This window comes from Xanthomonas sp. Leaf148 (genome assembly GCF_001423585.1).
In the GTDB taxonomy this organism is placed as follows: domain Bacteria; phylum Pseudomonadota; class Gammaproteobacteria; order Xanthomonadales; family Xanthomonadaceae; genus Xanthomonas.
The window spans coordinates 1-14,487 of sequence record NZ_LMOP01000003.1; the positions used below are offsets into that span (position 1 = coordinate 1).

Here is a 14,487-nt window from a genome sequence, read left to right on the forward strand (position 1 = left end):
GAGGCTTCGATGCCGGACATGGTCTGGACCACCTTGCCGACCACTTCGCCACCTTGCACTGCCACGCTGGCGGCGCCGATGGCGAGCTGGTTGGCCTGGCGTGCACCCTCGGCGTTCTGCTTGACGGTGGAGGTGAGCTCTTCCATCGAGGCGGCGGTTTCTTCCAGGTTGGCCGCTTGCTGCTCGGTACGCTGCGACAGATCCTGGTTGCCGGCGGCGATCTCGCTGGCGGCGCCCTTGATCGAGATGGCCGAGGTCTTGATGCTGCCGACGATCTCGGCCAACTGGGTTGCGGTGGCATTGGCGTCGTCGCGCATCTGCGCGAACACGCCACGGAACTCGCCGCTCATGCGTGCGGTGAGGTCGCCGGCGGCAATCGCCTGCAGCAGGCCGGACAGCGATTGCAGGTTGCCATCGGCGGTGGACATCAAGGTGTTGAGGCTTTCCACCATCACGCGGAAATCGTATTGGAATCGCTCGGCATCGCCACGTGCACTGAAGTCGCCGTTGGCGGCGGACTGCGCCAGTTGCTTGATCTCGGCGTTCATCGCAGACAGGCTTTGTTTGACCTGGCGTATCGCGGCGGTGATGTTGGCTTTCTCGCCCGGCAGGTCCGGCATGTCTTCGCTCAAGTCGCCGATGGCATAGCGTTCCACCAGACGGATTGTCTCCATTTTGACCTTGATATGGCCGGCAACCAATTCGTTTGTGTCCCTGGCCATGCGGCCGAAGTCGCCGGGAAACGCATCGGTATCCATACGGAAGCTGATTTGCCCTTCGTCGTGGCGCTTGGCCATGTCGGTTTGCGCGGCGATCAGGCTGCGCAACTGCTGTTGCATTTTGCTCATTGCCTTGAGCAGGCGAGCGCTTTCGTCGGCTGGGTCAGGCTACGGGTGATCATCAGGCCCAACGCGCCACTGAGCAACACCACCAACACGGTGCCGGCCACGAGTAGCTTGCTCGAATCGTCCATCGACTGCAGCGCGGCCGCCGAGGCATCGGTGGCAAGTTTGTCCTGCAGCGCAATGTTCTCGGTAATCTTGTCCTGCCATGCTTGCACGCGTGGTGAAGCCTTGCTCAGCAGTAGTGCCTGCGCCTGCTGCACCTGATTGGCCTTGATCAGCTGCATCACCTCATCGACAGTTGGCCGTGCGACGCCACGCCGTGCATCGATTTCATTGCCAAGGGCGCGCTCCTGCGGCGAAGAATGCATTGCGCGCAGCTTCTCGCGGGCCTTTGTGTAGGTCTCCCGGTTGAGCAGGATGGTCTCTGCATAGCGCTTGCTCTGCTCGGCGCTATTAGGCAATACCAGGTTGCGCATCTGCATCGAGATGATGTAGTTGGCATTCAACATATCGTTCGATAATCGGATCTTGATCATCTTCTGGTGCACGATGTCGTCCACCAATGCATGCGCCGAACTCAGGCCGCGATAGCCGATGAAGGCGATGATGCCGGATAGCACGATCAACACCGCGAATGCGGCCGCCAGGCGTGGGCCGACGTTGTAGCGTTGCAGAAGTGCGTTCATACCGATTTCCAGGAATGTGAGCGAAGGTGCTACGTCGAGAGCGGGCCGTGACAGTTGCCATGACCTTGCTAACGCAGTAGCGGCGCGGAGACGTCGAAGCTGAATGCCTATATGCAGAAAAAAGCATAACTGCGGTCACGAATGTGAACTGACAGGACAGTAAGTGTCTTGCCAAGTCGCCAATACGGATCCAGACGAGCTCCGATGGCTGTCATCACCAAGCGAGCCCTGCCGGAGTGCTTGCTGTAGCTGGAAAATTGCAATGTCTTGCGGATGACGCGCAGTTGTCTTGTCGATCATTGAATGTGCTTTAAGACGCATCGTCATGACACTGCGTGGCGAGACGTTTTGATCCGGCCCCGAAGTGCCGGGCATAAAAAAAGCCGCGCCCATTGAGGGGGCGCGGCTGCATGACGGACTGGGCGGCAACGCTGCCAGCGTTGCCGCCGCTGGCTCAGAACTCCTGCCAGCTGGTGTCGTTGCTGGAGGCGGTGACCACCGCGCGTGGCTTGGATGCCGGCGTACGCCCGGCTGCAGCCACTTTCGCTTTAATCGCCGAACTCACTACTGGCCGCGACGGCACAGCGCGCACGGCCGGGGCCGCGTAGGTCGCGTCGGTCTTGAACACCGCAACCGCCTCGGTCAGGCCCACCGCCTGTTCTTCCAGCGCACGCGCGGCAGCGGTGGCTTCTTCCACCAGGGCTGCGTTTTGCTGGGTGGTTTCGTCCATCTGGGTGATGGTCTGGTTGACCTGCTCGATGCCGGCCGACTGTTCCTGCGAGGCGGCGGATATTTCTCCCATGATGTCGGTGACGCGTTGCACGCTGGAGACAACTTCGCTCATGGTCTTGCCGGCGGTGTGCACCAGCGCGGAGCCTTCGGCGACGCGCTGCACGGAATCGTCGATGAGGTCCTTGATCTCCTTGGCCGCACCCGACGAACGCTGGGCCAGCGTGCGCACTTCCGAGGCCACCACCGCAAACCCGCGGCCCTGCTCACCGGCACGTGCCGCTTCCACCGCTGCATTCAAGGCCAGGATATTGGTCTGGAAGGCGATGCCGTCGATGACGCTGATGATGTCGGCGATCTTCTTGGACGAGGCTTCGATGCCGGACATGGTCTGGACGACCTTGCCGACCACTTCGCCACCTTGCACCGCCACGCTGGCGGCGCCGATGGCGAGCTGGTTGGCTTGGCGCGCACCCTCGGCGTTTTGCTTGACGGTGGAGGTGAGTTCTTCCATCGAGGCAGCGGTTTCTTCCAGATTGGCCGCTTGCTGCTCGGTGCGCTGCGACAGGTCCTGGTTGCCGGCGGCGATTTCGCTGGCGGCGCCCTTGATCGAGATGGCCGAGGTCTTGATGCTGCCGACGATTTCGGCCAACTGGGTGGCGGTGGCATTGGCGTCGTCGCGCATCTGCGCGAACACGCCGCGGAACTCGCCACTCATGCGTGCGGTGAGGTCGCCGGCGGCGATCGACTGCAGCAGGCCGGACAGCGATTGCAGGTTGCCATCGGCGGTGGACATCAAGGTGTTGAGGCTTTCCACCATCACGCGGAAATCGTATTGGAAGCGCTCGGCGTCGCCACGGGCACTGAAGTCGCCATTGGCGGCGGACTGCGCCAGCTGTTTGATCTCGCCGTTCATCGCGCCCAGGTTGGCCTTGACCTGTGACATGGTGTCGGTGAACACGGCCTTTTCGCCGGGCAGCTTGCTCATGTCGTCGCTGAGGTCGCCGATGGCATAGCGCCCCATGATGCGGGCCAGATCGGTCTGCACGGCCACGTGCGAGGCCACCAGCAGATTGGTGTCGTTGGCCATGCGGCCGTAGTCGCCCGGGAAGGCGGATGCATCGATGCGGAAGCTGATCTGGCCATCGTCGTGGCGCTTGGCCATGTCGGTTTGCGCGGCGATCAGGCTGCGCAACTGCTGTTGCATTTTGCTCATTGCCTTGAGCAGGCGAGCGCTTTCGTCATTTGCCTGGGTATCGACGTCGTTATCGAGCTTGCCGCCGGCAATCGACTCGGCGGCGCGGGTGGCGCGGCTGAGCGGCTGGGTCAGGCTACGGGTGATCATCAGGCCCAACGCGCCACTGAGCAACACCACCAACACGGTGCCGGCCACGAGTAGCTTGCTCGAATCGTCCATCGTCGTGGCGCTTGGCCATGTCGGTTTGCGCGGCGATCAGGCTGCGCAACTGCTGTTGCATTTTGCTCATTGCCTTGAGCAGGCGAGCGCTTTCGTCATTTGCCTGGGTATCGACGTCGTTATCCAGCTTGCCGCCGGCGATGGATTCAGCAGCGCGAGTGGCGCGGCTGAGCGGTTGGGTCAGGCTGCGGGTGATGGCAAACGCCAGCAGGCTACTGATCAGCAGCACCGCCACGCCTCCACCAATCAACTGGGCCTTGCCGCGGTTCATCGCGGCGACGGCCTGCTCGTAGCTATGCTGGGTCTGTTTTTCCTGTAGTGCGACGTTGTCGTCAATCTTTGCCTGCCAGGCGAGCATGGCAGGCCGTGCTTTTTCGACCATCAGCATCTGCGCTTCGTCGTTTTTGTTTTGCATTGCCAGGGCAATGATCTGGTCGTTCAGACCTCTGGCAACCGTGCGCGCCGCGTCGATCTCGTCGCGCAACTTGCGCCCGGCGACGGAGGCTGGAAAAGCTTCCAGCGCCTTGCGTTCGTGTGTATACAGTTCACGCTTTTGCTTGACATTCTCTGCGGCTTGGTCATTGAGTTCCTGACTGGTGACCATGGCCAGCGTCCCCATCGCAATGAAGATGTCGGCATTGGCCGAGCGCATATTGTTGCTGAGTCGAATCTTGATCATGTTGTTCTTGACGATGGAATCCAGTTGCGCGCGTGCTTGGATCATCGTGCTAAAGCCGGAGGCGACCAGCAGGCCGGACAGCAGAATCAGGATCCCAAAGGCCACGCCCAACCGGCGACCGACGTTGTACCGTTGCAAGAATGCGTTCATTGACAGGGTTCCGAAGGCGTGCGTGGCAGGAAATGTTGCTTGCGACGCAAGCCATGACGATCTCGCCATACCCTTGCCGCTATGCGAGATAACGGCTCAGGTATCTAAGGTCTGAATGACGGCTATGCGAAAAAAATATGACCGCAGTCACGCAGACGAAAAAAAAGACATTATTTGACTGTCTCATTCCGTTAGAGACATTTTAATCAGTGATAAATGCCCGCGTCCCATGCTGTAAGCGGGCTAGACCGTTGATTTGTATATGCTGTCTGCGATGTCTCGTGTTTGTCTCTGGCCTGACCTGTCATGTCCGGTGACACTGAGGGCGGCGCGATTTGCGCTATGCGCTTACCGGTGGACGCTTGCCACCCGTTGCGCTCAGCCGTGCGGCACGCGCGGCCGTTGGTCAGTCGCGACAAGGCCCTGACTTACGTCCTAAAGCTGGCCGCGATGCGTATACGCATCCGTTCAAGCGCGGATAGCGCGTGCTGCAGTATCGATGCGTGGTGCTGAGGTGGGGCATGCCGTGCGGGACATCGAGCGCAAGCTGGACCAAGCGCAAATCTGTGCGTGCGAATGCATTGATCGCATGGGTACTTCAAGCGATTTTTAGGGACGATCAGGTCCTAGCCCCGGTGTGCGAAGGGTCGCACTGAAAAAATGCTGTGCGTTAGCGCAAAGCTCTAACGAATGCAGCTGGCCGATCAAGGGCGAGAGCACGCATCAATCGGATCTGAGACTGAATCGTCCAACTGCACTGAGACAGAGGCCAGCGCACAGAACCAATAAAAAAGCCGCGCTCCCGAAAGAGCGCGGCTTCGACAGCATCGGCCGCCATGCGACCGATCACGTGGTTTAGAACTCTGCCCAGTCCGATTCGTTGGACGGTGCCGACGCCACGGCGGCGCGCGCGGCGGGCCTTGTAGCAGACGGCTTGCCAAGCGTCTTGGTAGCTGGCTTGCCTGGCGCGGTTGGGCGTTTGGCGGCGAGTTGGTGCACGACCGGGGTGGCGCGGGTCTGGGATTCCAGTTCGGCCGACAGACGGAACAGCGCTACCGCTTCGGTGAGCTGCTGCGCCTGATCTTCCATCGAGCGTGCGGCAGCGGTGGCTTCTTCCACCAGCGCAGCGTTCTGCTGAGTGGCTTCGTCCATGTGGGTGACGGTCTGGTTGACCTGCTCGATGCCGGCCGACTGTTCCTGCGAGGCGGCGGAGATCTCGCTCATGATGTCGGTCACGCGCTGCACCGAGGAGACGATCTCGCTCATGGTGGTGCCGGCCTGATGCACCAGTGCCGAGCCTTCAGCCACCTTGCTGACCGAGTCGTCGATCAGGCTCTTGATTTCCTTGGCGGCGCCGGCCGAGCGCTGCGCCAGCGTGCGTACTTCCGAGGCGACCACCGCAAAACCACGGCCTTGCTCACCGGCACGTGCGGCTTCCACCGCGGCATTCAACGCCAGGATATTGGTCTGGAAGGCGATGCCATCGATGACGCTGATGATCTCGGCGATCTTCTTGGACGAAGTCTCGATGCCGGACATGGTGGTGACCACCTGGCCGACCACGCTGCCGCCATGCGACGCCACGCCGGCGGCGCCGATCGCCAGCTGATTTGCCTGGCGTGCGTGTTCGGCGTTCTGCTTGACGGTAGAGGTGAGTTCTTCCATCGAGGCGGCGGTTTCTTCGAGATTGGCCGCTTGCTGCTCGGTACGCTGCGACAGGTCCTGATTGCCCGCAGCAATCTCGCCGGCGGCGGTATTGATGGTCAGGGTGGAGTGCTTGATGCGGCCGACGATATCGGTCAAGCGTTGTGTGGTGGCATTGGCATCGTCACGCAGGCGCGCGAACACGCCGTGGAATTCGCCGTCCATGCGTGCGGTCAGGTCGCCATCGGCCACCGCGCCGAGCAGCTGCGACAGCTTGCCCAGGTTGCGATCGCTGACTTCCATCATCGAGTTCAAGTCCGCCACCATCACCGCAAAGTCGTACTTGAAGCGCGCTGCATCGCCGCGGGCGCTGAAGTCACCCGCCGCTGCCGCCTGCGCCAACTGCTTGATCTCGGTGTTGATCGACAACAGGCTGGCCTTGGCCGCATCCATCGCTTCGTGCAGGATCGCGCGGCTTGCCGGTAACCGGCGTGCGTCCTGGGTCAGGTCGCCCTGTGCGTACTGGTTGAGGATGCGCACCGAGTCGGTGATGGCGTCCAGGTGTTCGAAAATCATCGTGTTGATGCCGCCGGCCAGGGTGCCGTAGACGCCGGGGAAATCTTCCGGCATGCGGTGGGTGATGTCTTCGGCCGCATGCAGGTGCGACATGCGTGCGGTCTCGTCGGAGAAGCGGCGCAGCATCTGGGTCATGCGGCCGGTGGACTCGAGCATCTGGCCGATTTCGTCGTTGCTGGTCTTGCTGACCTGCACGCTCAGATCGCCGCGCGACACCGCCTGGATGGCGCCCAGTGCTTTGGATAACGGGTTGGTGATGCTGCGTGCGATCAACCAGCCGAAGGTGATCGACAGCGCGGCCATCAACAAGGTGCCCAGCAGCAGCACCGCGCTGGTGAACTTGAACGAGGTGGCGCTGGCCGCGACCATGTCGCTCAGCGCCTTGGACTGCTGCGCATACATCTTGTCGACCGATGCGAACAGTTCCTTGCGGATCTCGCCGGACTGCTTGCGCGAAAATTCCATCGCCGCAGCGCGGTCGGGGTCTGCGTACAACGTCCGCAGCTTCACGTTGGCGGCGAAGTAGCGCGTGCTGGCATCGGCCAGCTTGGCGTATTCGGCTTTTAGCGCAGAATCCGGCCCGATCTTGGCGTCCAGCGTCTTTTGCGTTTCCGCATACTTGGCCTGGATTTCGTCCATGCGCTTGAAGAAATACGCATAGCGTTCCGGGTCGTCCAGATTGACGAACTGGCCCACTTCATAGACGCGGAATTCGCCGGCGAAGCCACGTAGCTCCGACAACTTGCTCAGCACCGGCACCACATCCTCGTTGATGAGTGCGGTCTGCTGCTGCATCTGCTTCATGCGCGAAAAGCCCAAACCACCGAGCAGGGCGGTGAGCACGGCACTGAGGCAGAACGCAAACATCAGCTTGCGGCGAATGGGCCAATCGTTGAACTTGTTCATCATGTAACTCCGGGGCGTAGCATTGCGCTGCTGTCTTGCACGCTAGCGGCCCGGAGCGATGATTCTTTATCTCTGAACGATGAGCCAGACTGTTCCAGGCCCGGCTATATGCGCGACTTCACCTGGAAAACATGCCGATCGTCCAATATCGTTCGCACAACGACAGCATCCGATGCCGTCGTTGCGGCGGTGCAGATACCGCTTAAAAGTCCTGCCATTGGCTGTCGTTACCGAGCGCAACCGTGGGCGCGCTCACCGATGCGCGGCGCACGGGTGTTGCCGGTTTCGGCGCGATGGACGTCGGCTTGGCCGGGCGTGCCAACGCGGCGACCTGGGGCGCATCAGCAAGCGTGAAACGTGCGACCGCCTGCGCCAGCTGTCCGGCCTGATCTTCCATCGTGCGTGCGGCCGCGGTGGCTTCTTCCACCAATGCGGCGTTTTGCTGGGTGGCCTCGTCCATCTGGGTGATGGTGCGATTGACTTGCTCGATGCCGGACGATTGTTCCTGCGAGGCCGCGGCAATCTCACCCATGATGTCGGTGACGCGCTGCACGCTGGCGACGATGTCGGCCATGGTGGTGCCAGCCTGGTGAACCAGCTGCGAGCCCTCGGCCACCTTGCTGACCGAATCGTCGATGAGGTGCTTGATCTCCTTCGCTGCACCGGCCGAACGCTGCGCCAAGGTGCGTACTTCCGAGGCAACAACTGCAAAGCCACGACCCTGCTCGCCAGCACGCGCCGCTTCCACCGCCGCATTCAACGCCAAAATATTGGTCTGGAAGGCGATACCATCGATGACCGAGATGATCTCGGCGATCTTTTTCGACGACACTTCGATGCCGGACATGGTGGTGACCACCTGCGCCACCACCGCGCCGCCCTGCGAAGCGACGCCGCCCGCACCGATGGCGAGTTGATTGGCCTGGCGCGCGCTTTCGGCATTTTGTTTGACGGTGGAGGTGAGCTCTTCCATCGAGGCGGCGGTTTCTTCCAGGTTGGCCGCCTGTTGTTCGGTACGCTGCGACAGATCGCTATTGCCGGCGGCGATTTCGCTGGAGGCGGTATGGATGCTGCCGGCGGCCTGCTGGATGCGTCCGATCACCTGCGCCAGCGCTTCGGCGGTGCTGTTGGCATCGTCGCGCATGGTGGCGAACACGCCGTGGAAATCGCCGTGCATGCGTGTGCTCAGGTCGCCCTCGGCCAGGGCGCTCAGTAGACGCGATACCTCACTGATGCTCACTGCGTTGGCATCGAGCAGTGCATTGAGTTGTTGCGCAAGCTGCAGGAAAAAGCCTTGTTTTCCGGTGCTGTCGATGCGCTTGGACAGATCGCCCGCCGCAGCGCTGCGCACCACATCGGCCACATCCACTTCCGCCCGCGCTTCGGCGGTGCGGTCGCGCCATTCGCAGACAAAGCCCAGATGCGCGCCACGCTCGTCGCGGATCGCCGACACGTTCTGCGTGATGCAGGTGGCGCGGTACTGCACTTCGCGTTGCGCTGCGCCCTGGCGGTCGAGACGCTGGTAGATTTCCGCGTCCTGCGTATTGCCCACTTCCAGCAGCGAGACCGGTTGCCCGACCAGGTTGGCGGTGCGATTGAACGCCGGCGCGCAGGCCTGGATATCGTCTGCATAGGTGTGCAGCAAAGACTGCAGCGCGGTGTTGGTGTAGATGATGGTCAGGTCCGGGTCGGCGATGTACATGCCGGTGGATGCGTTATCCAGTGCAGTGCGAATGCGCAGGTTTTCTGCGGCGATGCTGCGCTCGCGCTCCAGGCGTTCGCGCAGGTCGCGCTGCATGCGCGACAGTGCCGCCATCAGGCTGCGCGTATGTTTTGCCGCAACCGGAATCGGCTGGTCCAGGCGGCCCTCGGCAATGTGTTGCGCGGCGGCCATGGCCAGCTGCGGCTCGCCGCCCAGCAGGCCGAACACCGAGCGCAGAATCCAGCCGGCGGCCAGCGCCAGGCAGACGAATGCAAGCACGACGGCGCCGCCTTGCTGCCACATCACGCGCTGGCTGTACTGCTCGGCCTGGCTGCGGTTGGCCTCGTTCAAGGCCAGGATGCGCTCGCTGATCGCGCCCATGCGGGTTTCGAGCTGGCCGAACTTGTCGGTGAAGTCGCGGTACGCCGCAGCGCTGTCGGCATGGGTTTCGGCCAGCGTCGTGACCTGTTCGGCGGAGGCGATGTAAGCCTGCAGCGCGGGTGCCACCGCTTCCAGCTCGCTACGCAGTGCGGGGTCCAGCGGCAGCTTGCGGTTGGCTTGCACTGCATCGCGAAATTCGCCGGCATGTTCGCCCAGCGATACACGCGCGGCGGCAATGCCGGCATCGTCCTTGTGCGATGCGGCGAGCAGCCCGGCGGTGACGTCGCCGCGCAAGGCGTCGTGCATCATGTCGGCCTGCATGTGGTTACGCAGCGCATCGGAAGAGATCACCTGCGCGGCGATGGCTTCCAGCAGCCCGCGCTGACCGTTGTAGCCCACACCGCCCAGGGCCAGCAGCGCCAGTGCAGCCACCAGCACCAGAGCGCCCAACATATGCATGATCTTCATTACGCGGTCCGTGTCAGAAGCGGAAAGACAGACCGACGCCGAGGGCGTGGTCGGGTGAGCGGTCGTTGAGGCCGCGGCTGTACACCGCGTCCAGTTGCACATCGTTGTTCAATAGCCAGGCCGAGCCGACATCGAGCAGTGCCACACTGCCGCCATCGTCGCTCTTGGCGATCTGCGGCAATGCCACTTCGACGAAGGAGCGCACGCGATCGTTCCAGGCTTTGCCCAGTACCGCACCCAAGATGCCTGCGGTGTAGCGATGGCCGTCGCCGTCGTCGTCCCAGATCACGCCGGGCATCACGCCGGCAGAGATGCTGTCGCTGAGATCCCATTCGGCCACCAGCCGGAACGACGGACGCGCCCCGTGACCACGCAGGGCCTGTGCGCCACTGGGCAGATCCACATGCAGCAGCCAGGCGAGCGAGGTCTTGCCACTGTCGGAGCTGGCCAGATGATGTTTGATGCCGAGCGAGACGTCGGACATACCGCTGATGTTGGATTCGCCGGGCAGGTCGATGTGCTGCCAGCCGTCGGTTTCCAGCCGCAATTCCCAGGTCTGGCCGAGCCCGTAGCGGAACAGCGTCGGTGTGGAATAGCCATCGACGGAGGCATCGCGCTCCCACGCAGCGCTGGTTTCCACCTGCAGCCGATGGTTGCCGACGGTGAGGCTGGACTCGACGAAATCGGGTCGATCGGTCGCGATGGGGTCTTCGGCGCGGGCATGGCCAGCGACGCACAACAGCACAAGACAGCTGGCGAGAATAGATGACTTCATGGTGACCCCTACAACGATCAAGTCTCGGACGCATGCGTCTGCGCGTGTTGTCTGCACCAGCGCACATGCGGTGTGTGAGCGGCTGTTGCGGTGGGGCACAGGCAGCCGTTGTCACCCAGGCTAACGGCAACGTCAGATAAATCTTTAAGCATTGCCGATGGGTGGAGCCAGGCGGGGCGGGGTGCGTGTGCAGTGCCAAGCCGCTAGCAGCGCTTGCGTCTGCTTGGTGCGGCTTTCACGCAGATGGGTGCTGGCGTTGCGGCAACGCCATGCAGCACGGGTGATGCGTTTGAACGACGTAGCGGGCAATTGTTGGGTGCCACGTGCGTGCCGGCATCGCGCAGGCTCGGTGCAACGCGCAGTGCCGAGTGTGCCCAAGACGGCGTCTTGCACAGATGCCGTCGCTGGATCACGCGTGCTTTAGCGCGGCTCGCAAAACGTAGCGAGCAGTCGTCAGGTGGGCGTGGGCGGCGCGCTCAGAACTGGAATGTACGCGTGGTGCATGCCGCACCGAACACCGGCCGCGCCCACCTGGCGGTGAGCACGGTGGTTTTGTGAGCTGCTTTTAGAAATCCTGCCACTGGCTATCGTTGCCGGCCGGGTTGGCCGATGGCTTGCCCGACTGGCGCGCAGGTGCGGCGATGCGGGTGCTGCCGGTGGATGCGCGCTTGGACGAGGGCAGGGCACGGACAGCCGGCTTGGCCGCAAACGCAGCGCTTGCGGGTGCGGCCACCTGGCTGAGTTTGAACACGGCGACCGCTTCGGTGAGCTGCCCGGCCTGTTCTTCCATCGCACGCGCGGCGGCGGTGGCTTCTTCCACCAGCGCGGCGTTCTGCTGGGTGGCTTCGTCCATCTGCGTCACGGTGAGATTGACCTGCTCGATGCCGCTGGATTGTTCCTGCGATGCCGCTGAGATCTCGCCCATGATGTCGGTGACGCGCTGCACGCTGGCCACGATTTCGCTCATGGTGGTGCCAGCCTGATGCACCAGCGAGGAGCCTTGCGCCACCTTGCTCACCGAGTCGTCGATCAGGTGTTTGATTTCCTTGGCGGCGCCGGCAGAGCGCTGCGCCAACGTGCGCACTTCCGAGGCCACCACGGCAAAGCCGCGACCTTGCTCACCGGCACGCGCCGCTTCCACTGCCGCGTTCAACGCCAGGATATTGGTCTGGAAGGCGATGCCATCGATGACCGAGATGATCTCGGCGATCTTCTTCGAAGAGACCTCGATGCCTGACATGGTGGTGACCACCTGCGCCACCACCGCGCCGCCATGCGAGGCGACATCGGCAGCGCCGATCGCCAGCTGGTTGGCCTGGCGCGCGTGTTCGGCATTCTGCTTGACGGTGGAGGTGAGCTCCTCCATCGAGGCGGCGGTTTCTTCCAGATTGGCCGCCTGTTGTTCGGTGCGCTGCGACAGGTCGTTATTGCCGGCAGCGATCTCGCTGGCGGCCGCATTGATCTGCGTGGCCGAGGTCTGGATGCCGGAGACAATGCCGGTGAGCTGCGCCACGGTGGCGTTGGCGTCATCGCGCATGCGTGCGAATACGCCGGCGAACTGCCCATCCATGCGCACGGTGAGGTCGCCCTCGGCCAGCGCGCTGAGCAGGCTGGAAATACGCTCCAGGCCTTGCGAGGTGGTTTCCAGCAAGCCGTTGAGTTGGCGGCCGAATTCCAGATAGAACCCATGCTTGTCGTCCAGCGCCAGACGCTGGCCGAAATCGCCCATCAACGCCGATTGCACCAGCGCCGCCACTTCTTTCTGCGTGCTGACTTCGGTGCTGACATTGCGCCACAGCAGCATGCTGCCGCTGCGATGACCATCGGCCGCGTACAGCGGGGTCATGGTCAGATCCAGCGTCACCGGGCCGAAGCTGTAGCGCTCCGACGTGGTGGACTGCAATTGCTGCAGCTGCTGCGCACGCGCCTTGCCTTCGCTGTCGGTACCGAACACGTAGTCCAGCGGCTTGCCGACCACCGCATCGGCGCTGAAGCCGGTCTGGCCCTTGGCATGGAAAGCCGGCTCGCCGTGCTTGAACGAGGTGTGCAGCGCCTCGGTAATGAACACTGCGTTGTGTTGTTCGTCGGCCAGCAACACTTCCATCTCGGAGTGTTCCAGCGCGGTGCGGATGCGCAGGTTTTCGTTGGCGATGGCGGTGTCGCGTTCAATCCGCGCACGCAGGTCGTCCTGCATGCGCTGCATGGCGCCCATCAGCCGGCCCACTTCGTCCCGACGCTGTACGGTGATGTGGTTATCGAGCTTGCCCGAGGCGATCGCATCGGCCACGCCTACTGCCGATTCCAGCGGGCGCACCACCTGGCGACGCAGCAGCAGGAACAACGCACCGCTGAGCACCACCGCCGAGCCCAGGCCCACCAGCAGGATCGTCCACAGCAGGTGATGCGCCTGCTGCATGATGGCCGCATACGGCACCACCACGCCCAGCGCAAAACGCTCCTGCGCCTTGCCGATCTGCAGCGGCACATACGCACTCACCGTGCCGTCGGCATCGGGAGTGAAATCCACCGAATCCTTGCCGTCCTTGATCGCATCGAGCATGGCGCGGTGGCGCGCGTCGGTGAGCGGCTTGCCGATGCGCGCGGTATCGCGCGATGACAGCACCACGCCGGCGGGCGACAGCAGTTCGACATACCCATTGTCCATCGGGCGCAATGCACCCAGGCGCTGCTGCAACGCAGCCAGTGCCACGTCCACGGTCACGGCACCCAGATACTTGCCGTCCTGCAGGATTGGCGTGGACAAGGTGGTCATCAGTACCGTCTTGCCGCCAATCTTGTAGTCGTAGGGTTCGGCAACGGTTTGCCGCAGCAGGGCGCGCGGCTTGAGATTCCAGTCGCCAAGGCCCGGGGTTTCGTAATCGGTGAGCGGCTCACGCACCAGCGTCTGGCCATCGCGCCCCCAGTACGTCATGAACCGGCCGGTGGCGTCGTGGCCCTTGGCGTTGGCAAAGTCGCTGTCCTTGCCATCGAAGGCCTGCGCTTCCCACAGCGTGCCCATGCCCACCCACTCGGGGTGATCCTGCAGCTGGTCGTGTATTACCGCAGCCGCCGTATCGCGGCTGATGCCGCCATTGGCGCGTTGCACCAGCAAGCTGGTGGCCAGCGATTGGCCGGTGGTCAGTGCCTGACCCAGTTCGCTGCCGATCTGCTCGGCCTGGTAGCGCGCGGCATTCTGCATCGTGGCCTGGGCAGACGCACTCAGGGCACGACTGCTTTGCCAATAGGTGATGGCCGCGGTCAGGCCGAAGCACAGCGAGGCGATGACCGCAGTGCCGAACATCAGGCGGTACGCAAGGCGGCCGCCGAAACGTGAGTGCGTGGAAAGCGAGGTCATGGGCGTGGCTGCAAAAGAAGGGGAGGAGCCCGCTGGGGCGCGGGAGTGCAGGTAAGACGCGCAACAGACTCACTCGGCGGCGATCAGGTCAGCGCGGGCGCTGTTCGGTGCGGCATGTACCTCCCGAACACGGCATCTCTGAGGGCCGTAGCGGCCTTGCGGCCGCTGACGGCG

General features: G+C 63.0%; 5 protein-coding genes, 1 other RNA gene and 2 pseudogenes. All 8 read right to left on the bottom strand.

The window, feature by feature from the left end; translation table 11 throughout:
* Window positions 1-1,531, bottom strand: a pseudogene (locus ASF90_RS24090) (MCP four helix bundle domain-containing protein); the annotation flags it as partial.
* A gap of 454 nt (window positions 1,532-1,985) precedes the next feature.
* Window positions 1,986-3,680, bottom strand: a pseudogene (locus ASF90_RS04620) (methyl-accepting chemotaxis protein); the annotation flags it as partial.
* A complete protein-coding gene (locus tag ASF90_RS23220) occupies window positions 3,592-4,575 on the bottom strand; it encodes a methyl-accepting chemotaxis protein (RefSeq protein WP_156364955.1) in 984 nt (327 codons plus the stop codon). The pseudogene ASF90_RS04620 and the gene ASF90_RS23220, both read right to left, overlap by 89 nt.
* Window positions 4,576-5,361: 786 nt before the next feature.
* Window positions 5,362-7,632, bottom strand: coding sequence for a methyl-accepting chemotaxis protein (locus tag ASF90_RS04630; protein WP_055846577.1), 2,271 nt, complete (start codon window positions 7,630-7,632; stop codon window positions 5,362-5,364).
* 202 nt (window positions 7,633-7,834) lie between these two features.
* Window positions 7,835-10,183 carry a methyl-accepting chemotaxis protein gene (locus ASF90_RS04635; protein WP_055846580.1) on the bottom strand — a complete coding sequence of 783 codons (2,349 nt, stop codon included), beginning with the start codon at window positions 10,181-10,183 and terminating at the stop codon, window positions 7,835-7,837.
* Window positions 10,184-10,196: 13 nt separating this feature from the next.
* Complete coding sequence (locus ASF90_RS04640) at window positions 10,197-10,958, bottom strand: transporter (protein ID WP_055846582.1); 762 nt, start codon at window positions 10,956-10,958, stop codon at window positions 10,197-10,199.
* 427 nt (window positions 10,959-11,385) lie between these two features.
* A non-coding RNA gene (locus ASF90_RS21400) (sX9 sRNA) lies at window positions 11,386-11,462 on the bottom strand.
* A gap of 61 nt (window positions 11,463-11,523) precedes the next feature.
* Window positions 11,524-14,313 carry a methyl-accepting chemotaxis protein gene (locus ASF90_RS04645; protein WP_055846585.1) on the bottom strand — a complete coding sequence of 930 codons (2,790 nt, stop codon included), beginning with the start codon at window positions 14,311-14,313 and terminating at the stop codon, window positions 11,524-11,526.
* Window positions 14,314-14,487: the final 174 nt, after the last annotated feature.

What these genes read in the sequence shown, in the direction of transcription:
- ASF90_RS23220 (WP_156364955.1), bottom strand. Translation starts at nt 4,575, where the DNA reads ATGGCGAGATCGTCATGGCTTGCGTCGCAAGCAACATTTCCTGCCACG.
- ASF90_RS04630 (WP_055846577.1), bottom strand. Translation starts at nt 7,632, where the DNA reads ATGAACAAGTTCAACGATTGGCCCATTCGCCGCAAGCTGATGTTTGCG.
- ASF90_RS04635 (WP_055846580.1), bottom strand. Translation starts at nt 10,183, where the DNA reads ATGAAGATCATGCATATGTTGGGCGCTCTGGTGCTGGTGGCTGCACTG.
- ASF90_RS04640 (WP_055846582.1), bottom strand. Translation starts at nt 10,958, where the DNA reads ATGAAGTCATCTATTCTCGCCAGCTGTCTTGTGCTGTTGTGCGTCGCT.
- ASF90_RS04645 (WP_055846585.1), bottom strand. Translation starts at nt 14,313, where the DNA reads ATGACCTCGCTTTCCACGCACTCACGTTTCGGCGGCCGCCTTGCGTAC.